General features: G+C 52.3%; 19 protein-coding genes. 14 read left to right on the plus strand and 5 right to left on the minus strand.

All coding sequences use genetic code 11. The annotated features are described in order from the left end of the window. The first annotated feature begins 48 nt into the window (after positions 1-48). From J0A68_RS05790 to J0A68_RS05800, 3 genes are read left to right on the plus strand one after another with little or no spacing between them, the layout of a single operon-like run. The gene (locus J0A68_RS05790; protein ID WP_206577250.1) at positions 49-600 is read left to right on the plus strand and encodes a LemA family protein; all 552 of its coding nucleotides are present in this window, start codon (positions 49-51) and stop codon (positions 598-600) included. Next, on the plus strand, positions 601-2,313 hold the full coding sequence (locus J0A68_RS05795) for a DUF2207 domain-containing protein (protein WP_206577251.1): 1,713 nt from the start codon (positions 601-603) through the stop codon (positions 2,311-2,313). Between the two features lie 41 nt (positions 2,314-2,354). Continuing rightward, positions 2,355-2,738 (plus strand): VOC family protein, encoded by a 384-nt coding sequence (locus J0A68_RS05800; RefSeq protein ID WP_206577252.1) that lies wholly within the window; start codon positions 2,355-2,357, stop codon positions 2,736-2,738. Between the two features lie 3 nt (positions 2,739-2,741). Here J0A68_RS05800 and J0A68_RS05805 read toward each other — a convergent pair whose 3' ends face one another. Genes J0A68_RS05805 through J0A68_RS05815 form a run of 3 tightly spaced genes read right to left on the minus strand, consistent with a single transcriptional unit; the run spans position 2,742 to position 4,031 of the window. Further along, positions 2,742-3,200, minus strand: a complete 459-nt coding sequence (locus J0A68_RS05805; protein WP_206577253.1) for a DinB family protein — start codon at positions 3,198-3,200, stop codon at positions 2,742-2,744. Between the two features lie 11 nt (positions 3,201-3,211). Continuing rightward, positions 3,212-3,715 (minus strand): SRPBCC family protein, encoded by a 504-nt coding sequence (locus J0A68_RS05810; RefSeq protein ID WP_206577254.1) that lies wholly within the window; start codon positions 3,713-3,715, stop codon positions 3,212-3,214. After that, a complete protein-coding gene (locus tag J0A68_RS05815) occupies positions 3,693-4,031 on the minus strand; it encodes an ArsR/SmtB family transcription factor (protein WP_206577255.1) in 339 nt (112 codons plus the stop codon). Before J0A68_RS05815 ends, J0A68_RS05810 begins: the two co-directional genes overlap by 23 nt. A 219-nt stretch (positions 4,032-4,250) precedes the next feature. On the opposite strand from J0A68_RS05815, the gene J0A68_RS05820 reads away from it, so the two are divergent. The 7 genes from J0A68_RS05820 (at position 4,251) to J0A68_RS05850 (ending at position 16,406) form a co-directional block, all read left to right on the plus strand. Next, positions 4,251-4,442 (plus strand): cold-shock protein, encoded by a 192-nt coding sequence (locus tag J0A68_RS05820; RefSeq protein WP_206577256.1) that lies wholly within the window; start codon positions 4,251-4,253, stop codon positions 4,440-4,442. Positions 4,443-4,673: 231 nt separating this feature from the next. Then, a complete protein-coding gene (locus J0A68_RS05825) occupies positions 4,674-5,117 on the plus strand; it encodes a D-Ala-D-Ala carboxypeptidase family metallohydrolase (protein ID WP_206577257.1) in 444 nt (147 codons plus the stop codon). A gap of 48 nt (positions 5,118-5,165) precedes the next feature. Further along, the gene (locus tag J0A68_RS05830) at positions 5,166-6,845 is read left to right on the plus strand and encodes a membrane dipeptidase (protein WP_206577258.1); all 1,680 of its coding nucleotides are present in this window, start codon (positions 5,166-5,168) and stop codon (positions 6,843-6,845) included. Positions 6,846-7,068: 223 nt separating this feature from the next. Further along, the gene (fbaA, locus tag J0A68_RS05835; protein ID WP_206577259.1) at positions 7,069-8,130 is read left to right on the plus strand and encodes a class II fructose-bisphosphate aldolase; all 1,062 of its coding nucleotides are present in this window, start codon (positions 7,069-7,071) and stop codon (positions 8,128-8,130) included. 146 nt (positions 8,131-8,276) lie between these two features. Continuing rightward, complete coding sequence (locus J0A68_RS05840) at positions 8,277-9,836, plus strand: alpha-amylase family glycosyl hydrolase (RefSeq protein WP_206577260.1); 1,560 nt, start codon at positions 8,277-8,279, stop codon at positions 9,834-9,836. A 304-nt stretch (positions 9,837-10,140) separates the two neighbouring features. Beyond that, positions 10,141-15,540, plus strand: a complete 5,400-nt coding sequence (locus J0A68_RS05845) for a CHAT domain-containing protein (RefSeq protein ID WP_206577261.1) — start codon at positions 10,141-10,143, stop codon at positions 15,538-15,540. A 209-nt stretch (positions 15,541-15,749) separates the two neighbouring features. After that, the gene (locus J0A68_RS05850) at positions 15,750-16,406 is read left to right on the plus strand and encodes a Crp/Fnr family transcriptional regulator (RefSeq protein ID WP_206577262.1); all 657 of its coding nucleotides are present in this window, start codon (positions 15,750-15,752) and stop codon (positions 16,404-16,406) included. A 2-nt stretch (positions 16,407-16,408) separates the two neighbouring features. Here the strand turns inward: J0A68_RS05850 and J0A68_RS05855 are convergent, their stop codons facing one another. Then, a complete protein-coding gene (locus tag J0A68_RS05855; protein WP_206577263.1) occupies positions 16,409-17,209 on the minus strand; it encodes a universal stress protein in 801 nt (266 codons plus the stop codon). 189 nt (positions 17,210-17,398) lie between these two features. Between J0A68_RS05855 and J0A68_RS05860 the strand changes: the two genes are divergently transcribed. Both J0A68_RS05860 and J0A68_RS05865 read left to right on the plus strand, forming a co-directional pair. Then, complete coding sequence (locus J0A68_RS05860; protein ID WP_206577264.1) at positions 17,399-18,205, plus strand: sulfite exporter TauE/SafE family protein; 807 nt, start codon at positions 17,399-17,401, stop codon at positions 18,203-18,205. A gap of 197 nt (positions 18,206-18,402) precedes the next feature. Further along, positions 18,403-19,917 carry a DUF4394 domain-containing protein gene (locus tag J0A68_RS05865; protein WP_206577265.1) on the plus strand — a complete coding sequence of 505 codons (1,515 nt, stop codon included), beginning with the start codon at positions 18,403-18,405 and terminating at the stop codon, positions 19,915-19,917. A gap of 94 nt (positions 19,918-20,011) precedes the next feature. On the opposite strand, the gene J0A68_RS05870 is transcribed toward J0A68_RS05865, so the two are convergent. Further along, positions 20,012-20,659 (minus strand): sulfate ABC transporter permease, encoded by a 648-nt coding sequence (locus tag J0A68_RS05870; RefSeq protein WP_206577266.1) that lies wholly within the window; start codon positions 20,657-20,659, stop codon positions 20,012-20,014. A 115-nt stretch (positions 20,660-20,774) separates the two neighbouring features. Here J0A68_RS05870 and J0A68_RS05875 point away from each other — a divergent pair, with 115 nt between their 5' ends. After that, the gene (locus tag J0A68_RS05875; RefSeq protein ID WP_438839567.1) at positions 20,775-21,935 is read left to right on the plus strand and encodes a tol-pal system protein YbgF; all 1,161 of its coding nucleotides are present in this window, start codon (positions 20,775-20,777) and stop codon (positions 21,933-21,935) included. A 210-nt stretch (positions 21,936-22,145) separates the two neighbouring features. Next, complete coding sequence (locus tag J0A68_RS05880) at positions 22,146-22,628, plus strand: Lrp/AsnC family transcriptional regulator (protein ID WP_026970059.1); 483 nt, start codon at positions 22,146-22,148, stop codon at positions 22,626-22,628. Positions 22,629-22,636 lie beyond the last annotated feature (8 nt).

The raw sequence follows: 22,636 nt of genomic DNA on the forward strand, positions 1-22,636 counted from the left end.
GCGTAACTTCAGAGGAATTTTGATCCTTTTAAACTTAACCCTACAGAAATGACACTTTTGATCATTGGAGTATTCGTCCTTCTGATAGTTTTTTACGCCATCGGCATCTACAACAAGCTGGTAAAACTCAGAACTCTCGTCGAGGAGGCCTGGAGTGGGATAGACGTGCAGCTCAAAAAGCGGTACAACCTGATTCCCAACTTGGTCGAGACGGTGAAAGGCTACGCCAAACACGAGCAGGAGACGCTGGAAAAAGTCATCCAAGCCCGAAACATCGCCCAATCGGCCAACAGTGTCGAGTCCCAGCAGGCTGCCGAAAACCAGCTCAACAAGGCCTTGGTCAATCTGTTTGCGCTCTCCGAGCGATACCCCGAGCTAAAGGCCAACCAGAATTTTCTCCAGCTCCAGGAGGAGCTCTCGGTCATAGAGCAGGACATCGAGAAGTCCAGAAGGTACTACAATGGCACCGTCCGCGAGAAGAACATCCTGGTAGAGTCCTTTCCGAGCAGTCTGGTGGCCAATGCCTTCGGATTTGTCAAATCCAAGTTTTTCGAACTGGACAGCGAGGCCGAGCGTGCCCTTCCACAGGTTAAGTTTTAGATGAAGAGCCTGTTTGCAATACTTTTGGGCCTCTTGCTGCCCTTTTCGGTTTTGGCACAGGAGGAAAAGCTCGAGGAGTTTTCGTCCACCCTCCTGATAGACGCCTCAGGCTTGGTCACCGTCTCGGAGACCATCGTCTATTCCACCCAGCTTAGCGGAAAGCGCGGCATTATCCGCTCCCTGCCTCTGGAGCGGGTTGATGATTTGGGAGATGCGGTCAAAAACGAGTTTACCATCCTCTCGGTGAAGCGCGATGGGCTCGAGTCTCCCTATCACACTGAGCGGGAAAATGGACACTTGGCGATCTACGTCGGCGAGTCCTCCGTCCTTCTGGAGCCGGGTGAGTATGAATATGAAATCACCTACACCATTCCCGCGCAGATCCGGTTTTTCGAGGGCTACGACGAGCTGTATTGGAATGTGAACGGAACGCAATGGCCCTTCACGGTCGGTAAGATCCGGGCGGAAATCTTCCTCCCGCAGGGAGCCGAGCTGATCCAGCAGGCCTGCTACACCGGTCAGTACGGAAGTACGGAAAACAACTGCCAAAGCTCCGCGGAGGGAAACTTGGTCACCTTTGAAGCGGGTCCTTTGCAGCCTTACGAAAACCTGAGCGTAGCCGTGGGTTTTGGAAAAGGGATTGTCGCCGCTCCCCCTCCGCCGGGTTTTTGGCAGCGCTATGGCTTCCAAGTCCTGACGCTCGGCATGGGCCTGCTACTGCTGATCTACTACCTGGCCACATGGATCAAGTTTGGGATCGATCCTCCCAAGCCAACCGTGATCCCGCTTTTCGACCCTCCTTCAGGGCTGTCTCCGGCATCGGTCGGGATGGTGAGCAAGGGTTTCTTTTGGCAGGATTTTGTGACGGCTTCGCTGGTAAGTCTCGCATCCAAGGGCTTTCTCAGGATCGAGGAAAAGACGAAGGAGTCGCTTTTTGGGCTTTTCAAGCAAAAAGAATTTGAGCTCATCCGGGAAAAAACCGCCGACCAGAGCCTGCCCAAGGAAGAGGCCGAGCTGCTTCGGAGCCTTTTTTCTACCCAATCTAGGATCAGCCTGAGCGGAAAATATGACCCGGCGGTGGAGCGCGCCGTCAAGGACTTCCAGTCCAGTCTCAGTTCACAGTGGAATGCCCTGATCTACAAAGGTTTTCATCTGAAGTTTTGGATTTTCCCCATCCTGCTGATGGGCGCATACATCGGGGCTCTGGTGATGTGGGAGGACTATTTTGTGTACCGGGACAAAGGCCTGATGCTGATTGGCTTTCTGGTCATGAATGTCGTCCTTTTCCTGCTCTACCAGTGGCTCATCCGCAAGCCGGCGGAGCGGAAGCTCAAGCTGCGCTCGGAAATAGAGGGCTTCAAGATGTATTTGGCTGCCGCGGAGGAACGCATGCTTCAGTTTAGCAACCCGCCGGAAATGACCCCGGAGAAGTTTGAGGCGCTGCTGCCCTATGCCATGGTCCTGGATGTGGAGGAGATCTGGGGCGAAAAGTTTCAAAACAAGCTAAAATCAAGCAGCCAGCGCCAAGACTACCATCCCGGCTGGTATAGCGGCGGGATGATCCAGAGGGCGAGTTTTGCCCATATGCTCAATTCCAGCCTGTCCAATAGCCTCAGCACATCCAGCCATAAGCCATCGAGTAGTGGAGGAGGGTCTGGCGGCGGAGGCTTCTCCGGAGGCGGAGGTGGCGGAGGCGGTGGCGGCAGCTGGTAGTTTTGCCCATTTTTTTGCCAAAAAACCAAACCCAATCTACAATGGCGGATTTCAAACCCAAGGGATACAATTCCCTATCTCCCTATTTCATCTTGGCGGATGCGCCGAGGTTTGTACAGCTGATGAAGGAGCTCTTCGACGCCGAGGAATTGCGGCGCTACGAGCTGCCTAGCGGCCGGATCATGCACTTGGAGCTGCGCTTGGACGACTCCGTGATCATGCTGAGCGAGGCCAGCGACGAATACCCGGCCAACGAGTTTCTCATGCATCTCTACGTGCGGGACTCCGTGGCTACGTACAGAAAAGCTCTAGAGCTGGGCTGCAAAGGCATTCAGGAGCCAATCCAAAAAGGAGACCCCGACCTGAGGGGGATGTTTCGGGACTTCAACGGAAACGTCTGGTCTGTGTCAACCCAGATGGAGTAGGCTCTACAGCGGCTTGGCGAGGATCACGATCTGCCCGAGATGGTAGGCCTCATGCTGGAGTATGCCCAGGATATGCTCGTAGTAGCTCAGCTGGTTGGGAGGGTAGATGCTGTCGTAGGATGTGGTGTCGAGTCTTTGCAGCCGGTCTAGCCATTGCTTTTGCACGGTGTCAAACCTCCCCAGTGTCTCTTGCCAGGCGGACTCACTGCTGTCCTGCACCGGGTAGATGTAGTTGTGGGCTGGAGTTTGGAGTACTTTTCCGTCCAGCCGCTGCATGACGTTGGTTTTCCATTCGATGAGATGGTTCACGATTTCCCAGATTGTGTTGCAGTTGGGAAGGGTACGCCTGTTGGCAAGTTCCGCCGAAATAGCCGTAAGCGTCCCTTTTACGGGTACATCGATCCAGGAGTGCCCGTCGTACAGCTGCTTAAAAAGCCTGATGATGCGATCTTTCTCTTCCATCTTGTTCGGATTTAGACCTTGGTCTTGAGGTATTCTTCGAGGTTGTTCAGTCCCATGGTAAAGCCCTCTTTGAAGCCCATCTCGATGATTTTCTCCAGGCCTTCGAGGTTGTCGAAAGTCAGCTCGATGTCGACCAAGGTACTTCGGCCGTCCAGTCTGCTGAACTGGTTCAGCCACTTGACAATCGGTTTGGAGTCGTCGGCGACGGCATTTTCGTCACAGAAGGCATCTTGGCCGGAGAAGCTTGCCTTTGGATTGATCGACTTGAAGTCAAAAAAACACCAGTGCCGCTCGCCAGCTGGACTGACCATGCAGTAGTGCCAGCGCCCACCTTCGCGTAGGTCGAGTGACTTGGTTTCCGCCCTCCAAGGCTTGGGAGCCCACCATTGATCCAGAATGTCAGCTTCTGTCCAGGCAGTCCATACCAAATCCAACGGGGCGTCAAAGCTTCTTTTTACTGTGATCTTCTCGTTTTGTCGATCTACGACAAAGTCAAGCAAGGCTGTCTTTTTCATTTTTTTGCTGTTTTAGTTGGGTCAATACCTGGTCTAGCTGATCAAAGCGCCTGGCGACCAATTCCCTGAACTGGTCTAGCCATTGCTCCATTTCGGCCATTTTATCGGTTTGTAGATGGTAATAGATTTCCCGTCCCTGCTGGTCTTGGCTCAGGAGCTCGCACTCGGTCATCACGCGGATGTGCTTGGACACCGCCTGACGGGTGATGTCAAACTGCTCCGCGATGGCCTTGGGCGTCATGGGCTGGGCCGCCAGCATCAGGATGATCGCTCGTCGGGTGGGGTCGGCCAAGGCTTGGAAAATGTCCCTTCTCATGGGTTGGATCTGGTGTTAAAGGCAATTGGAAACCTGATGGGATAAATGAAACCAATCGGTTGCTAATATAAAAGTGAAACCGATTGGTTGCAACGATTTCAGGCTTTTTTTGGGGTTTGACCAGCGGAATTGAAAAGCTTTTCGATAAAATCGACTGGAAACCAGTTTTATAGACTAGATTTGACGCGGCAAAAGCCACTAATCATTTCAAGTTTACACATGAATACTGGAACAGTAAAATTCTTCAACGAAACCAAGGGATTTGGTTTCATCATCGACAATTCCTCCAGAGAGGAGATTTTTGTCCACGTAAGTGGCCTGATCGACAAGATCCGAGAAGGCGACACGGTAACTTTTGACACCGAGCGTGGCAAAAAAGGAATGAATGCAGTGAATGTCAAGATCGCTTAAGATCGTCGACATTTTGAAAATAGGATTTTCGGACCTTGAGCAGGCCGGTTTTTTCTAAGTTCAATTTCACCGGTTTGCTCCGGATTACCATGAGTCCATAGTGCAAGGCTATGGACTTTTTTGTTTTTATGGCATGGGCGACCGGCCTTTATTCCGGCCTTGCTTTTGTTTTTTGACTGATTAAGAGTAGCTTATACCGGTTTTTTCAGATGTACTTTTAAATCTGCTTCTATGCAACTCACCAAGAATTTTCCGCTTCGCGAGCTTTTGCGAAGCCAGACCGCAACCCGAAACGACATTCTCGAACAGTTTGACCCAAGTCCGGAAGTGGTCGAAAACCTGCGGCAACTCTGCGTCCATGTGCTCCAGCCTCTGAGGGACAGCCTGGGCCGCGCGATTTTTGTCAACAGCGGCTATCGCTGCGCCCGCGTCAACTCCCTGGTGGGAGGGGCGACCTCCAGCCAACACCTAAGCGGGCAAGCCGCGGACATAGAGGCTGGCCATATTTCCATAGAGCAGCTATATCAGCGGATCAAAAATTCGGACTTGCCCTTTGACCAACTCATCCAGGAGTTTAACCAATGGGTGCATGTGTCCTACAATCCTGCCGGCAACCGGCGCATGTGCCTGCGGGCGATGAAAGACAACGGAAAAACAATATACGTTCCCGAGTAGTGTCGGAACTCGGACACTCAGCCCAGCAATTAACCTAAACCCCCGCTTATGGATTTCTTTTTCGACTCCCATTTACACCTTACGATGAAAAACCAGTTTTCCAAAGAAGGGAATGCCACTTCCCCTTGGAAAGCGATCACGAGAAACGACCTGAAGGATGGCCTGAAGATTTTGGAGAAGCTTTTTGGCCTCAACACCTTGGACAAGACCTTTTCTTCCCAGTCCTGCCCCGACCAGCTGATTCCGGCCAACTACAAGCTGGTAGTAGCCCCTTTGTTTGCTCCTGATATCGACCTGGTAAAGGCGATCAACAGCAAAAAGAGCTTTGTTCGCCTGCTAAAAAAGCGGGAAAACAAACCTTTTGGAGTCATCTTGAACTTCGAGCGGTACCTGAAGCTACAGTCCACCCAGAATGCCTTTTCCATCGTGGAGAATGACTTCAAGCTGCTGGAGAAGGCCGATACCATGGAGCCTGCGCGCTCCTTGAGCTTTATCAAAAGCAAGTCGGATTTTGAGGAAGCGATACCCAATCGGCTGTCTGTGGTGTTTTCCGTGGAGGGCTTGCACAGCCTCAGGTCAGACCTGAAAGAGATCGATGAGGACCTGATCCTGGAGGACATCGAGTCCAATCTGGATAAGCTGGTGGCCAAGGGCGCCACCGTCCTCATGGCCAACCTAACCCATATCGACAACTCCAACCGCATGATCTGCAATCAAGCCTACGCGATGGACGGCATGAGGGCCAATGGTTTTGGTGATACGGAGCTGCGTCCCAAAGGGCACGGACTGACCGCGTTGGGCAAGAGCTTGGTGGAGCGGCTCGATAGCCGCAATATCGCGGTGGACCTGAAGCACATGAGCGTGCTGGCCCGGAGGGACCTGTACGCCTTTCGCCGGGAAAAGGGGATCACCTCGCCTTTGGTGTCCTCGCATTCGGGGATTGCCGGGATACCCTTTGATGGGGACTCGGAGGGATACAGAGATTTTGTTTTTGATACAAGAAAGCTCGGAGACGTCCATAAGGTCAGGGTCGCCAAGGTGGTCAAGTACGATTTTTCGGGCCTTTTTCCCAAGGTAGGCTTCAATGCCTCTTCGATCAGCCTCTTTGACGAGGATATCCGGGAAATCTACGATTCCAATGGGCTGCTGGGCATATCCATGGACGAGCGGGTCTTGGGATATACCCGGGCGAGAAAGCTCGAGCCAGACAGCTTTACCGACAATGTGGGCCTGACCGAGGATGGATTCGGAAACAGAAAGCGCGTGATGCTGGACTGGGACTTTGTCTCCGATTCGGAATTTGAAGCACTGGGGCTGGCCTCTGCCGCCAAGGGAAGCAAGCTCCGGACAAGCGTGGACGCGGAGGAACTGATCGACATGATCCGGGGCAACTCCGCCAATCTGCCCCCTTACCAGTTTTTCCACTTTTTGAACCATGTTCTTCACTGCGTCGCTTTGGGCGAGCAGTTTGACGGGGCGGCCGGTGTGGAAAAAATGCTGACCAAGATCATCTGCGTGGGCTCGGACTTTGACGGCCTCATAGACGCGATGGACTGGTGCGTCAACTGCAGCCACACCAGGGACATCAAAAACCGGTTTAAGGAACAGTTTCCCCAAGTTTTGCAAAAAAACAGCCTCCGGCTGCCCAGCGGACTGAGTATGGAAAGGGTGGCAGACCGGCTCTTTTTTGAAAATGGACGGGATTTCGTGCTGGGAAGACTGGCCTAGGGCTTAGGCTGGGCAATCGTACAGGCTTGTCTTTGTGAAAGCAGGCAGTGGCGTGGGACGGGAATCGGTGTCAAACTGGCGTTTGCGGCCAATGAATGCCTAGACGGGACATTTTAGACTTTGACTTTGGCGAAAATCAGGCTGGGATTTCTATCTTTGATGCTTTCCATAGCAAGAGAAGGCCTGTCTGGGCTTTCCAGAAGAAAATCAAACCTAAAAAACTATGAAATTCAAGCCTGGAGTTAAATACGGGGAAGAGCTCAAAGACCTTTACGCGTACGCCAAAGAGAATGAATTTGCCTACCCTGCGGTCAACGTAATCGGCACCAACTCGGTCAATGCCGTATTGGAGACCGCCAAAAAGGTCAATTCTCCCGTGATCATTCAGTTTTCAAACGGTGGAGCCCAGTTTTTTGCTGGCAAAAGCCTTCCCAACGATAAGCAGCAGGCGAGCATCGCCGGGGGTATCTCCGGTGCGCAGCACGTGCACCAGATGGCCGAAGCCTATGGCGTTCCGGTGATCCTGCATACTGACCATGCCGCGCTGAAGTTGCTTCCTTGGATCGATGGACTGCTGGAGGCTGGCAAAGCCTACTACGCAGCGCACAAGAAGCCGCTTTTCAGCTCGCACATGCTGGATCTTTCAGAAGAGCCGCTTCACGAGAATATCGAGATTTCCACCAAATACTTTGCTGAGTTTACCAAGCTGGAAATGGCCATCGAGATCGAGCTCGGTGTGACCGGAGGTGAGGAAGACGGCGTGGACAATTCCGACGTCGACTCCTCTAAGCTCTATACCCAGCCGGAGGAAGTAGCCTATGCCTACGAGCACCTGAAGCAAGTGGGTGAGCTCTTCACCATCGCGGCGGCCTTTGGCAACGTGCACGGCGTATACAAGCCAGGCAACGTAAGCTTGAAGCCTGTCATCCTGAAAAACTCCCAAGACTTCATCAACGCCAAGTATGGCACGAGCGGCAAGCCGCTGAGCTTCGTATTCCATGGCGGTTCCGGTTCCTCAGTAGAGGAGATCCGCGAGGCAAACAGCTACGGATCCATCAAGATGAACATCGATACCGACATGCAGTGGGCAATGTGGGAAGGCATCCTCAACTTCTACAAGAAGAACGAAGGCTACCTGCAAAGCCAGCTGGGCAACCCAGAAGGCATTGACAGCCCTAACAAGAAATACTACGATCCCCGCAACTGGCTGAGAAAAGGAGAGGAGAACTTTGTGAAGCGTCTCGAACTCGCCTTTGACATGCTGAATGCAGTGGGCAGAAACTAATCGGAACGTCCATTTGACCTAAAAGCCACCCCAACCGGTGGCTTTTTTGCTTTTCTGCCTGCTCTGAAAGATGACGGGGAAGTCTGCTGGGTGCAGAAAGCGGACAATTGAGAGATTTGCCGTAGATTGATGACAAAGTCTTTCCCATGAAAAAGTCTCTGTTGATCGCCTCTGCCATGTCCCTTGCTGTCTTTTCCTCCTGTGAAAAAAGCGCTCCAGAAATGGAAAGCCCCAAAAACTACTGGCCTGCTGCGGGAGTCACCTATGAGATTTTTGTACAGTCCTTCTATGACTCCGACGGAGACAGCATCGGTGACTTCAATGGAGTGGCGCAGAAGCTGGACTATGTGAAGGAGCTGGGAACCAATGCAATATGGTTTATGCCGATCATGCCTTCGCCTACCTATCACAAGTACGACGTGACTGACTACAAGGCCGTCCATCCCGACTACGGGACGATGGAGGATTTCAAAAACCTGCTTGCCGAAGCACATCGGCGGGACATCAAGATCGTGATCGACCTGATCATCAACCACACCAGCAGCGAGCATCCCTGGTTTTTGGAGTCCAAGTCCGGTCGCGACAGTCCTTTTCGCGACTATTATGTCTGGGCTCAAAAAGATACCATTGCCGATTTTTTGGACAAAAAGAAAGTGACACTCGACTCCGACAACATTCGCCAGTGGCATGACCCCGGTATGGGGCAGGACTTTTATTACGGTTTTTTCTGGGGCGGCATGCCCGACCTGAACTTTGACAATCCCAAAGTGAGGGAGGAGATCTATGAGATCGGGCGGTTTTGGCTGGAGGAGGTAGGCGTGGACGGGTTTCGTCTGGACGCCGCCAAGCATATTTTTCCAGATGACCGGCCGCTGGACAACCATGAGTTTTGGAAGGAGTTTAGGGCAAAAATGGAAGCCATCAAGCCAGACGTCTACCTCGTAGGGGAAGTGTATGACAAGAAGGATGTGGTGGCTCCCTACTTGCCGGGGCTGCCGGCATTGTTCAATTTTGATTTTCACTACACCCTACTCAAGGCCATGAACGAGGGAGAAGGGATGCTGCTGCCGCGCTTGCAAAAGGAGATTTTGGACTACTATCAGGCGATCACGCCGACCTTCATCGACGCGACGATCTCCTCCAACCATGACCAGCCCCGATTGCTCAATGAGCTGGGGTCGGATCCGGCAAAATACAAGCAGGCCATAGCGGTGCTGCTGACCATGCCCGGAGCGCCTTACCTATACTACGGCGAGGAGATCGGCATGCTGGGCATGAAACCCGACGAGCACATCCGGGAGCCTTTTCTCTGGGATGAACTGGCGAAAGACCAAGGCCGAGCCAAGTGGATTGAAGCCAAATACAGCACGGACGCGACGGTCACCCCCTTGGAGTTGCAGCGGAAGGATCCCGACAGCTACTTCAACCACTACAAGAGGCTGATCGCCCTGCGTCATTCTTTTCCGGCGCTGGCAGTGGGCAATCTCGATCTTCCCGAGGGAGAGCTGCCAAAATCTGCAATGGCCTACTTCAGAAACTCCGGCGGCCAGCAGGTTTTTGTCGTTCACAACCTGGGCGAAGAAGCCATCGAAGTTACCTTGCCGGAAGGCTTTGAGACGGAGATTTTCAGCCTTGGAGAAGCAGCCCTTTCGTCTGGAAAGTTGAGCCTCGGAAGTCAGGCAAGCCGGGTCTTCTTGAAGGACTAGAATCCTGCGATTGCCGCTTGGCGGATTTAGTTTCCGGATCGGAAGGATGAAGCAGCCGGCGGGGAAATGATCTTTGGCTTTTTCCATTGGCGGCTTTTTGATCTGGGTTTTTGAGGGGGTGAAAGCCTGTTTTTGCCTCGCCAAAGGCAAAAAACTCCATTTTTTCGTATTGCATCCCACCGAATAACTTTCTAGATTTAATTGTTTGTGAATCTTTCACTTCCCTGCCTGCGAGTTCGGGTGTTTTTGGTTGGGCTGGCGGGCACGGCGTTTTTTTCCACCTTTTCAAAGAATCTTTTACATCATGTCAACTTTCAAAATCCGCCTTCGCGGGCAGGAATTGCCCAAGGAGATTTCCCAAGCCGAGGACCAGGCCATGGGCTATTACAACATCAGCCGAACATTCACCGTGGAGAGCTCCACGCGCAGCGATGTGCCGGAGCAGGTCGTGGAGCTCGGCGAAGACGAGGTTTTGGAGTTGAACTTTGAGGACAACTCGGTATGGCTGGGAGATGCGGACTCCATCAAGCAGATTTTTGCCAAAGAGCTCAAGCGGGGAGGGGACGGAGACGAAGTGTATCTCTCGGGCCAGATAGAGACCGATGAGCAGGACAGAAGCCTCGTGCAGACCGTGGTGATCAAGGCGGCCAAGGTTTTCGTCAAAAACCAGGTCATCCGTCCGGGTATCCGCCAGCTTGCTACCAAGGCGGAGAACTCCGCGCTGAAGTTTGGAGGCAAGACCTTTGAAGACGAGGGGGCGGCTGCCCTGCTGGCAGTGGGTGAGGACTTTGAGCTGACGCGGGCAGACTTGTCCAAGGCGGAGGAGGGAGAGAAATACCTGATGTTCGTCCATGGCACAGGCTCTTCCACCTTGGGGTCTTTTGCCGAGATGAAGGATACGGCGGAGTGGAAGACGATGGTGGAAGCCTACGGCAAAGACCATCTACTGGCGCTCCAGCACCGGACGCTTACCTGTAGCCCATTGGAGAACGTCCTCGCCGGACTGGAGGAGCTGCCGGTAGGCATCACGCTGGACTTGGTCACGCATTCCCGAGGGGGCCTGGTCGGCGATCTGCTGGCAAGGTTTGCCTCCCATGCCAAGGGCTTTGGAGAGGCGGAAATGAAAGTGCTGAAAGACAGCGAGCGTGAAGCTGACCTGAACGCTATTCAGAAGATCGCCGAGCTGATCGCCAAGAAAAAGATCAAGGTTGATCGGGTCGTCCGGGTCGCCTGTCCAGCCAACGGGACGACGCTGGCTTCCAAGCGCCTGGATATGTTTCTCAATGTCGTTTTGAATCTGCTTGGCACGGCCATAGGAAGCGTGTCCAATCCCATATTCGCCACGATGAAGGAATTGGTCCTGGCCTCGATTGAGACCAAGGACGACGTGGGCGTACTGCCCGGGCTCGAATCGATGAATCCCGAGTCGCCTTTCATCAAGGTCCTCAATTTCCAGGGGACGGAGCTTGAGGTGGACTCCAAGCTCATCGTCATTGCGGGAAGCAGTGAGATCAGCATCTCCCTGAAGAGTCTGGTCGTGCTGGTGGGCAAGTTCTTTTTCCGGGGCAAAAATGACCTCGTGGTGGATACGGCCAGCATGGAGTTTGGAGCGAAACGCAAAGCCGGCAATGTGTTCCTCTACATGGAGGAGACCGGCGAGATCGACCACATCAAGTATTTCAAGACTCCCCGCGTCAGGAAAATGATCCAGACCGGCCTGATCGGAAAGCCGGAGGAGTTTGTGGGTAAGAGCCGAACTGACGGCATTACCTTCCTGAGAGGCGAGGATCGCGGCGACCTGAGGGGAGGCTTGTTTCTGGATGGCGGTGTCTATTCTGGCACAAAGGAGATCAGCGGCAAAAAGCCTATTCTGATCCTGCTTCCCGGAATCATGGGGTCAAACCTTCGGGACAAGGAAGACTTGCTTTGGATCAAATACACCCGCTTCCTTTTGGGACATCTGAAATATCTGATGCCCTCGGACAGCGACGGGATTTCCGCCGATTCGCTGATCAAGACTTCGTATAAGCGACTGGGCGAGCATTTGGAGAAAACCTACGATGTGGTTGCGTTTCCTTTTGACTGGAGACTGGGAATGAAGGACAACGCTGCCAAGCTCAACAAGAAAATCCGGGAGTTCATCGACATGGGTCAACCCATCAAGATGGTAGGACATAGCATGGGCGGAGTGCTGATCCGGGATTTCATACTTTACCACAGCGATACTTTCAAGGAGCTCAATAGCCGACCTGGCTTCAAGATCCTGTTCTTGGGATCGCCACTTGGCGGCTCCTACCGGATTCCCTACGTGCTTTTTGGCAGGGACGGGATCATCAAGCTGTTGGGAAAGATCGACATCACCAACACGTCCAAAGATCTCATGGGCGTCTTTGTCAATTTTCCGGGCATACTTGCCCTGCTGCCGATCAACAAGTCCGGCAAGCATGATTTTTCCGACAGGAAGTTTTGGGAGAAGCTGCGAAAAGCCTCGGGAGACGAGTCTTGGCCCATCCCAAGCGAGCACGATCTGAAAGCTTTTGGGGAATACCAAAAGTTGATCTTGGAGAAGGAGAAAGATATCAGCTACGAAAACATCTACTACATCGCCGGTCAGAGCCGCAAGAAAAAATCCACGATCTCCGACTTGGAGATTCGCGATGGCAAGCTGTATTTCGACGCGACTAACCAAGGCGACGAAAGCGTCACTTGGGAAAGTGGCATTCCCAAGGCGATCATCGCAGCCAAGCATCTGTACTACGCCAATGTCACCCACGGGGCGCTGTCGGCGGAGAAGAAGATTTTTGGTGCCATCGAGGACATTTTGACACAGGGGAAAACAGGACGCCTCCAAAATGCCCTGCCCATTGGACGTGGAGACGAAAAGAGCTTTCCTGCCAAAGAGGAAGAGGTCTTTGACATCAGTGAGGAAAACATGGTCAAGACGCTCTTGGGAATAGCTTCCGAGGGTGAGGAGCGGGAGCATGAGGCACCGATCCAGGTCAAAGTCAGTCATGGCGACCTGTCCTATGCCGACTATCCGGTGTTGGCGGGCCACTTCCAGTTTGACGCCATTCTCACTACCGAGCGTGCGATTGACAGGAAGCTGCAGGGAGAGCTGTCCCGGCTGCTTAGTTTGGGCCTTTACCCCGGTCCGGTGGGAACCCATCAGGTCGTGTTGACCCAAGACCTCACGACAGACGAAAAGAATTTCAAGGGCACCGTGGTCGTGGGTTTTGGCGTACCTGGGGAACTGACGCCTTACCAGATGATGGTGACGGTGTCCAAGGGCGTAGCGCGATACCTGACTATCCGCAATATCCGGGAGGACGAGCCCGAGACGTCCGATAAAGGCGAAGCACCGAAGAAGAAGGAATTGCTGGGCATTTCCATCTTGGCCTTGGCGACTTCCTATGGAGGCTTTTCCAGCGATACTTCCATCCGGTCTATCATTTTGGGAATCCAAGAGGCCAACCGCAGCATACGCAAAACCTATCAAAACAAAGTCAAGGTGATCGAGGAAATAGAGATCATCGAGCTCTATCAGGACCGTGCGCTGGGAATACTCCGAACCGTAAAAAACCTGGAGCAGGACGAAAGCAGGGAGTTCAACATCAGTGTGCCGAGCCTATGTCTCAACCAAAAAATAGGACGGCTGTCCCGCATTCCGCATGACAACACCTCCGACTGGTGGACTCGCATCAAGGTGACTGAGGAGATGGTGGACGAAGCTTCCAAAACAGGGTTTGGCAGGACCATCCGCATGGCGCTGGCGACCACCGGGGCCAGCGAAAAGGAAGTGCCGCTGCTGACCAATACCAGAAACATCGAAACGCTGCTGGTGGACATGACCCGGCGAAACCAATACGAACCGGAGATCGCCAAAACGATGTTTGAGCAGCTGATCCCATTTGATTTCAAAGAGGATCTGAAGCGCCAGAACAACATCACTTGGGTGCTGGACAAGAGGACGGCCAATTTTCCCTGGGAAATGCTGCAGGAGGACTTGAACGGAATGCCGCTCTGCATCCACTCGGGGATGGTCAGGCAGCTGGCTACGACCGATTTCCGGAGGATTTCGACCACTGTTCAAGACAAAAGGGCCTACGTGGTGGGCGATCCAGACCTGAAGGGCTTCATGGGGCAGCTGAAAGGCGCAGAACGGGAAGCCAACCATGTGGCGGAAAAGCTCAAGGACGCGGGCTTTGCTTCGGAGGTGTTGATCAACAGCTCTGCCCCGCAGATCATTCTCAAGCTTTTCTCCCAAAACTACAAGATCATCCACTTGGCTGGGCATGGCGTGTTCAACGCGGATCCCAAAAAGCCCACCGGCATGGTCATCGGGGACGGCTACTTTTTGACGCCGAGCGACATTTCCCAGCTGAGCAAGGTGCCGGAGTTCGTCTTTGTCAACTGCTGCTACTTGGGCCACACCGACGCGGGCTCGGAGGAAATGACCCAAAACCGGAACAAGCTGGCGGCCAACATCGGTACCCAGCTGATCGAGATTGGCGTCAAAGCCGTGATCGTTGCCGGTTGGGCAGTGGACGACAGCGCAGCCTTTGATTTCTGCAGGAAATTCTACGAGTGTTTCCTTGGCGGCGTCTCCTTTGGGGAGGCGGTGAAGGCTGCTAGAAAGTACGTGTACGAGCAACATCAGGCACGCACCAATACTTGGGGAGCTTACCAGTGCTATGGAGATCCGTTTTACAAAATCGACGGACCGCTCTCGGGCAGCAAGTCAGGCAGCGGATTCTATCTTCAGGAGGAAGTGGAGATCGAGCTGTTCAACCTCTGTTTTCAACTGGAGTCAAAAAGTGTCGAGCCTGATGAAGCAGGAAAGAGAATCTGTGACCTGGAGGAGGGCTTGCTGCAAGCCAACCTTCTCAGTCCTAAAATCCTGGAATACAAGGCGGATGTCTACGCCAAACTGGGCGACTATCTGAATTCCAAAAAAGCCTACGAGCAGCTCTTTGAGAACGAAAAGGCAGGGTTTAGCTTCAAGGCCATCGAGCAGTATTGCAACATCGCCGGAAAGTACCTGGTCGAGCAAAACGCAAGAGGGGACGCGAAGGGCAAAAAAGCTGAACTGCTGACAGCCATGGATGATGTCATCCAAAAGCTGCATGGTCTGCTGGCGATAGGCAAAACATCCGAGCGCTACAGCCTCCTGGGAAGTGCCTACAAGCGAAAGCTGATGCTGCTGCCGGAGAAGGAAAAGGCGCTCTTTACCGAAACGCTGCTGCAATCCGCCAATGCCTACTACGAGGCGGCAAAAATCAAGGGCCTTTCGGATTCCTACGCCATCAACAACTGCGTGCAACTCGGGAGAATCCATGAGCTGCTGGGAGGGCCGGAGTTGGTCTTCGAGGATGGCAAGGCGAAGTTGAGTTTGGCCAAGCTGCTCTCCCGATTCAAGCAGTCGGTCAATTCGGTTGCCGGATCCAAAAAGGATTTTTGGGACTATGCGGCCGAGTCCAACTTGCTCTTGTCCGGCCTGATGCTGTCGTCCAGCGACCACAAGGTCGACCAGGTCAAGACGTCCTATGAAGGACTTTGGAAGACAGCCGGCAGTCCTTCCAACAAGAAGGCAGAGCTGGAGCATCTGGATATTTTGCTGAAGGGACTGGCACTCTCAAGCGACGAGAAAGGGAAATCCTTGCATCAGGAGCTGAATAAACTGAGAGGAAGTCTCAACATTTCCTGACCATTTTGGAGGAGGCTGTGAAAAAGCCTTCGGATCTGGTAGGCAATTTTTATCTTTCGCCAGTCGATCGCAATGACCTCCGACTTGCAAGAGCCCGCTATCAGGGATCTTGTGCAAAGGCGGTTTTGACCCGACTCCGCGGCGCTGGGTGACAATAGTCACCTCGACACTGCCTTGAAGTATCGACTTTTGGCAACACTCGAAAAACTATGACCCCTGAACTATTACGGGAAGCCTTTCCCCACTTTACCGATCCCCACCTGATCCAAGCGATTCTCAAGCAGGGCCAGCTGATGAATCTGCCGGCAGGCAAGGTGCTGATGGAGCCTGGACAGTTTATCAAGGCAGTCCCACTGGTGGTGTCAGGCTCGGTGAAAATCCTCAGGATGGATGAAGAGGGAAAAGAGCTTTTTCTGTACTACCTGGATCCCGGCGAGACCTGCGCTCTCTCCCTTACTTGCTGCTCCGCTTCCAAGCCCAGCGAGATCAAGGCTGTGGTGGAGGAGGACGCGCAGATGATTTTCATTCCGATCCAGACCCACGAGCGTTTTTCCGATGAGTACAAGCAATGGAAGGATTTTGTCTCCACGACCTACCAATATCGATTCCAAGAACTCTTGGTCGCGCTGGATGCGGTGGCCTTCAAGCGTATGGATGAGCGGCTGATGCGCTATCTGGTGACCAAAATGAAGCAGCACAAGGCCAATGAGCTCCACACCACCCATCAGGAAATCGCCAATGAACTGGGTACGTCTAGGGAGGTCGTGTCGCGGCTCCTCAAGCAGCTGGAAAAGAAAAAGTGGATCGAACTCGGTAGGAACATCATCTACATTCGCGATGATTTTGAGGAATTGATCAGTAGGTAGCGCTAGTTCATGATCAGCAGCGGTACGTGGGTGTGGTAGGCCATCTCGATGGACTGGCTTTTTTGGAAAATCTGATCCCAAAGGTTTTGATGCTGATGGCACATGACCAAGATGATGTTGTCATGCTCTTCCAGATAGAGCTCCAGTCCCTGTGAGGCACTGGCGGCGTAGAAGGTGTGGATCCTCACCGCCTTGCCGGGATATTTTTTCTGTAGATAGCCTTCCAGTCCCATTACTGCCAGTCCTTCTTTGAAATCGGCGTTGGTCTGCACATGCAGCACCTCCAGCGCCAGATCCCATCTTCCGCTCATTTCGACGATCCAGTCTATGAAGCGCTCCTCATGGTTGGCAAATTCCAGGGCCAGGGTGACCTTCCTGATGTTGGTAAGCTGGGCCCCTGCAGGCACGACGAGAACCGGGCAGCCAGCCTCTCTGACGACACTCACAGTGGTAGAGCCGATCAGGGCTTTTTTGATCCCGCTGGCACCCTGGGTACCCATTACGATCAGGGTGGCCTCGCGCTCTTCGGCTATTCGGGCAATATTGATCGAAGGGTTTCCCTCCAAAATCTCATAGTCCATATCCAGGGTGGCTTCATGCTCCTTCACGGTTTTTTTCAGAAGTTTTTCCCCATCGGTGTACATCGAAGCCAGAGCCGAGGCAGTCTGGGCGGCAAAGTCGTAGGCGACATTGACTACGTGGACAAGGGTGATTTTACCGTTTCTTTTGTCCGCGACGGAAATTGCAAACTCCAGCGCCCGGAGGGAGTTTTCGGAAAAGTCCAGTGGAACGATGATGGTCATGGATAGTTGATTTTCACTAAGTTAAGGTTTTATCTCCGTGAAGGAAACTCTAAAGGACGCATTATCAAGGCCTCTTTTGCCGCTCAGCGGCTGCACCGATGTTTGCGGTTTTTTTCCGATTGTAACATTTGTTACCGCATGGTGCCGGTGGCAGGACTTACTTTTGTCAGAGAATCAGAATTAAAGAAAATGGACATAGTAACCTTGTTGGGCTTTGCCGCAGCTGTGATGATCGGAGTCAGTTTGGGACTGATAGGAGGGGGAGGGTCTATCCTTACAGTGCCGGTGTTGGTGTACATTCTGGGCGTCGATCCGGTTTTGGCCACTGCCTATTCCCTCTTTGTGGTCGGATCCACCTCGCTGGTCGGTGCCGGGACCTTTATGAAAAAAGGCCTTGTCGACTATCGGACTGCGGTGGTCTTTGCGATTCCCTCTTTTGTCGCCGTGTTTTTGACCAGGAAGTTCCTCGTTCCCGCACTCCCTGATCCTCTTTTTTCACTGGGAGAAAACCACGTGACCAAGAGCGTGGGAATCATGGTCTTTTTCGCCCTCATCATGCTGGCGGCCTCGATTTCCATGATCCGCAACAAGGAATGTGTGGATTGCGATGAAAATGAGAAGGTACGGTTCAATTTCCCGATGATTGCGCTGGAAGGCTCGGTGGTGGGACTGATCACGGGTATCGTCGGCGCAGGCGGAGGCTTTCTGATCATCCCGGCCTTGGTGCTGCTGGCTAGATTGCCGATGAAGATGGCCGTGGGAACCTCGCTTTTGATCATTGCCGCCAAGTCCCTGATCGGATTTTTGGGTGACGTGGCTACCCAGTCCATTGATTGGAACATGCTGCTGATCTTCACTGGGCTCTCCATTGCGGGAATATTCATCGGCAGCTCCCTTTCCAAAAAAATAGACGAGAAGGCCCTTAAAAAGGGATTTGGTTGGTTTGTGCTGATCATGGGGATCTACATCATAGGAAAGGAACTGATGTCATTGTAAGGGGATGGGAAATAGGAAGTTCGTGTCGTTTTTGAATGATCTATGAAGAAAATTCGTCCGTCGTATTGCTTCAGCATAGAATCAACGCCGGAAAATCCTCCAAATCAGCCCGCAGGAATTGCGGGCTTTTTTTTGTCCCAGCTCGATCCGATCTGGATTTCTACTTCGTAGATGGCCAAAGAACAAACTTTGCGTCCATGAAAAACTTAAAATTCTTTCCACTTGCGGCGGCTTTGCTGGCCTCCGCTTTTCTGTTTTCCTGCAACGAGGACGACGACATGCCAATGATGGACAGTCCTGAGATGACTCCGGAGGTCAATTTTACTGCCTTGGCAGAGGGAAATCTGCTGCTCTATTTTGAGGGTGGCAACCTCAGCACTCCCTCCAAGACCGTCAACATCACCGGCCTTGCCTCTGGGGAGTCCATCATTTCGGTTGATTATCGGCCTGCCACTGGGCAATTGTACGGCTTGAGCTCCGGAAGTAGGATCTACTTTATCAACGAAAACTCTGGAGCGGCGACCGCCTTGGGAGCGGCGGCGTTTTCGCCAGCAGTGGAGGGAGACCGGGCATCTATCGACTTCAATCCCACGGTGGATAGGCTAAGACTCGTCACGGAAAGTGGACAAAATCTCCGCCTTCATCCCGAAACGGGCGTCGTAGTGGCGACAGACGGTAGGATCAATGGGGGCACGAGTCCGAAAATCGGCGCTGTAGCTTATACCAACAGTATGTCGGGTGCCACCTCGACAGTTCTTTTTGATATAGATCTTTCCAGCGACAAGCTGTATCAGCAAGTGCCTCCCAACGATGGAGGACTGGTGGAAGTAGGGGATCTGGGCATCGATATGGAGGGATCGGTTGATCTGGATATCCTGCCGGACAATTCCCTGGCCTTGGCGGTAAACCGATCTGACATGGACACTCGTCTGTATTCCATCGATCTGGCCAGCGGCAAGGCTACTTGGGTAGGGGTCTTTTCCCAGCCTGTGATCAGCTTGGCTTTCAAAACCAACCCGATCGCCTATGCGGCTGATGCCGGGGGAATGTTCTACCGGTTCAATCCGACCAGTTCCCAGTCTACCTCGGTGGCATTTCAGGGCTTGGCAACGGGTGAAAAAATCGTCGGTCTCGACTATCGCCCTGCCAATGGACAGTTGCTTGCCATTTCGTCCAGAAGCCAGCTGTATGCCGTCAATCCTTCGAATGGCATGCTGACTGCTATCGGCAGCCCGCTCGCTCCGCTGATGGAAGGGGATATTGCCGGATTTGACTTCAATCCCACCGTGGATAGGATCAGGCTGGTGACCAGCACTGGCCAAAACCTACGCCTTCATCCCGATCTGGGAACCGTGGTAGCGACCGACGGAAGGCTGAATCCCGGTACTCCCATGGTCTCTGCGGCTGCCTATGCAAACAATATCGCTGGAGCTGCCACGACTACCCTTTTCGTGATTGACCATTTCACGGGCACACTCTTTACGCAGATTCCACCAAATGACGGCGTTTTGGTGCCAGTAGGCTCCCTAGGATTGAGTATCAGCTCCCAAAACGGCTTTGATATTGGCGGGACTTCGGGAAGCGCATTTGCGGTCTTGAATTCCGGCACTGCTGCTGGGGTTTACGGGATCAATTTGACGACTGGTGCGGCCACCAAAATTTCTGACTTGAACTTCTCCCCAGTTGCGATGACTGTCGGACTGGGCTTTTGATATATTGTTGGGTTAGTGGGTTCCAAAGGCTGGGTCGTGTGACCCAGCCTTTTTTTGTTGGCTAGGAAAAAATTGGCCTTTTTGCCTACTCGGTTTAGCGATAGGCTCCGATGTAGAATGCCAGCCAAAGAAAGAGCGGGACAAAGTAGGCAATCAAGACTACCAGGGTGCTTTCCTCCAAGCTTCTCCTACTGATCGCATGGTAGCCCAATACCCAAAAAACACCGTAGATGAGTTCAAACAGGTTCAGCACCGAAAGGGGATAGTGGTATTTGACGTCCACATTGCTTGGGCCGACGATCCAGAGGGCTGAGAGCGGCTCAAAATTCTGGATGTCAAAATAGGTCACGCTCCCGGAAGGATTCATGTAGACCAAAAGGCGGAGGAGTTCGGGGAAAATAAAGACCAGTTCCGCCACCAGTGCAAATTGCCAAAGAGACTTGAAGTTGGCCTTGTAGCCGATCATCAGGCCTATGGACCAAAAAAGAAACGCGATGACGGTGAATTTCCAAAGCAGCGCGAAAGGCGTCCATAAATAATTGAGCACGTTGAAGATATGGAAAAACATCAGGCCGCCCTGCTGGTCGATGCTCTCGTAGTCGGGTATGGACTCCAGGACGAGCACGTTGGTCAAATATCTGATTACCAAAAAAATAAGTACAAGAGTGAAAAAATACACGCGTTTGTCGAAATCAATCAGTTCCTCCAGACGTTGTGCAATCGGTGAAGCAGGTTTTGCCATATTCCTTTGTTAAAGTAACCAAATCTAAATGTTTGTTTGGATTTCGCCTTAATTTTGGATTCCAAACGAAAACAAAGTAATGAGTAAGCGAATAAGGTTAGCTGTCTGTACTCTGATGATGATCGCCGCGGTGGGCCGTGTTTTTGCGCAAGCCGGTGATCCGGTGGTGCCCGAAAATCCCTCTGGCTACCTGCTGCTCGACAAGGGGCTGCAGTATCGCATTACCAAGGCCATCAATGCGATGTACAACTTTGATTTCGCTACCGCGGAGCATGATTTCACGGTGATCATGTACCAGTACCCAGATCATCCCTTGCCGGATTTTTTGATGGCTTTGGGATACTGGTGGAGGATAGAGGTGGACGTGACCAATACCCGCTACGACAACATCTTCATCCAATATCTTGACCGGGCCAATGAGAAAGCCGAAAGGATGTTTGACGAGAACCCAAAAAACAAGGAGGCAGCGTTTTTCTTGGCGGCAGGCTATGGATTCCAGGGGAGGCTGTACAGCGAACGTAAAAGCTGGACCAAAGCTGCCTGGGCAGGAAAAAATGCCTTGAAATACATGGAGCTCAGCCGAGGTGAGGAGGAATTCAACCCCGAGCTTTTGTTGGGCGACGCCCTCTTCAATTATTTCTCCGTTTGGATTCCTGAGAACTATCCGCTTTTGAAACCGGTGATGGCGCTTTTTCCGAAGGGGAATAAGGCGCTGGGCCTGCAGCAGCTGGAGACCGTGGCTTCAAATGCCTTCTACACCCGGGTGGAAGCCCAGTATTTTCTCTTCAGGCTCTATGCCTCGGAGGAAAAACGTCCCTACGATGCACTCAGAATCTCGGAGTATCTGCATGGCAAGTTTCCAAACAATCCCTATTTCCACCGATCCTACGCCCGCCATCTGTATTCCGTAGGCCGGTGGATGGAGTCGGTGGAGCAGTCGGAGCAGATTTTGGCGCGGATAGATGCCAAGCAGTTTGGCTATGAATCCAACAGCGGGCGCTATGCGGCGTTTTACATCGCGGAGTATTATTACCGCGTCGGTGACCGCGCCCTGGCCAAACAGTACTACCTGAAGACAGTCGCCTATGGGGAGGAATCCGAGTCCCAAGAGAGTGGCTACTATCTCCATTCCCTGATCCAACTTGGAAAAATCGAAACTGCATCGAACAACAAGGCCCAGGCAAGGAAATATTTTGACCGGGTGAAGAAGTACGCAAAGCGCAAACACCCCGCCCATAAAGAAGCCCGAGATTTTATAAAAAAGAATAAACTTTAATCGATTTCCCTTCGTTGTACCTTTTTATAACAGGAGATAATTTGAATTTTTTTAAGACAACAAATGGTTTTGGGGGGATTCTTTCATCAAAACCTTTAAAAGATCAATAAAATTTCGATTTCCGTTCATCAAAAAGCGTTAAATCGATTTAAAACATTCATCAATTATATTAATTTTGCGCAACATAAAATTTTGTAATAACGGAATATCATGGACAATAGCGTAAGAATCAAATTCGATAAAATAGACCGCAGGATCCTGGAAATCCTTCAGGCTAACGCAAAAATCACCAATGCCCAATTGTCAAAAGATATTGGACTTTCCCCAGCGCCTACCCTAGAGCGAGTTAAGAAGCTGGAGCAGTCCGGAATCATCAAGAGCTACCATGCCAAGCTGGACCCCGAGCGAATCGGCCTGGGAGTGAGCACCTTCGTATTGGTCAGCCTCATCGGACACAACAAGGGCAACATCGATGCTTTCATGAGAGAGATCAATGAAATTCCGGAGATCATCGAGTGTCACCACATCACCGGTACCGGCGACTTTATCCTGAAGATCATCGCAAAAGACATTACCGCTTATCAAAAATTGATGCTGGAGAAAGTGTCGGAAATCAAGGAAGTAGATTCCATGCAATCCATGGTAATTCTCTCTACCTTTAAAGACTCAAAAGTGCTCCCGATTCCTGCGTAAGCAAGATT

It is taken from the genome of Algoriphagus oliviformis, from assembly GCF_017254915.1.
Taxonomy (GTDB): domain Bacteria; phylum Bacteroidota; class Bacteroidia; order Cytophagales; family Cyclobacteriaceae; genus Algoriphagus; species Algoriphagus oliviformis.

Bases quoted from the DNA above. Each gene is read 5' to 3' on its own strand.
- J0A68_RS05805 (WP_206577253.1), bottom strand. From the start codon at position 3,200: ATGGAAGAGAAAGATCGCATCATCAGGCTTTTTAAGCAGCTGTACGAC.
- J0A68_RS05875 (WP_438839567.1), top strand. From the start codon at position 20,775: ATGATGATCGCCGCGGTGGGCCGTGTTTTTGCGCAAGCCGGTGATCCG.
- J0A68_RS05865 (WP_206577265.1), top strand. From the start codon at position 18,403: ATGAAAAACTTAAAATTCTTTCCACTTGCGGCGGCTTTGCTGGCCTCC.
- fbaA (WP_206577259.1), top strand. From the start codon at position 7,069: ATGAAATTCAAGCCTGGAGTTAAATACGGGGAAGAGCTCAAAGACCTT.
- J0A68_RS05795 (WP_206577251.1), top strand. From the start codon at position 601: ATGAAGAGCCTGTTTGCAATACTTTTGGGCCTCTTGCTGCCCTTTTCG.
- J0A68_RS05860 (WP_206577264.1), top strand. From the start codon at position 17,399: ATGGACATAGTAACCTTGTTGGGCTTTGCCGCAGCTGTGATGATCGGA.
- J0A68_RS05840 (WP_206577260.1), top strand. From the start codon at position 8,277: ATGAAAAAGTCTCTGTTGATCGCCTCTGCCATGTCCCTTGCTGTCTTT.
- J0A68_RS05845 (WP_206577261.1), top strand. From the start codon at position 10,141: ATGTCAACTTTCAAAATCCGCCTTCGCGGGCAGGAATTGCCCAAGGAG.
- J0A68_RS05870 (WP_206577266.1), bottom strand. From the start codon at position 20,659: ATGGCAAAACCTGCTTCACCGATTGCACAACGTCTGGAGGAACTGATT.
- J0A68_RS05850 (WP_206577262.1), top strand. From the start codon at position 15,750: ATGACCCCTGAACTATTACGGGAAGCCTTTCCCCACTTTACCGATCCC.
- J0A68_RS05790 (WP_206577250.1), top strand. From the start codon at position 49: ATGACACTTTTGATCATTGGAGTATTCGTCCTTCTGATAGTTTTTTAC.
- J0A68_RS05800 (WP_206577252.1), top strand. From the start codon at position 2,355: ATGGCGGATTTCAAACCCAAGGGATACAATTCCCTATCTCCCTATTTC.
- J0A68_RS05815 (WP_206577255.1), bottom strand. From the start codon at position 4,031: ATGAGAAGGGACATTTTCCAAGCCTTGGCCGACCCCACCCGACGAGCG.
- J0A68_RS05855 (WP_206577263.1), bottom strand. From the start codon at position 17,209: ATGACCATCATCGTTCCACTGGACTTTTCCGAAAACTCCCTCCGGGCG.
- J0A68_RS05880 (WP_026970059.1), top strand. From the start codon at position 22,146: ATGGACAATAGCGTAAGAATCAAATTCGATAAAATAGACCGCAGGATC.
- J0A68_RS05820 (WP_206577256.1), top strand. From the start codon at position 4,251: ATGAATACTGGAACAGTAAAATTCTTCAACGAAACCAAGGGATTTGGT.
- J0A68_RS05825 (WP_206577257.1), top strand. From the start codon at position 4,674: ATGCAACTCACCAAGAATTTTCCGCTTCGCGAGCTTTTGCGAAGCCAG.
- J0A68_RS05830 (WP_206577258.1), top strand. From the start codon at position 5,166: ATGGATTTCTTTTTCGACTCCCATTTACACCTTACGATGAAAAACCAG.
- J0A68_RS05810 (WP_206577254.1), bottom strand. From the start codon at position 3,715: ATGAAAAAGACAGCCTTGCTTGACTTTGTCGTAGATCGACAAAACGAG.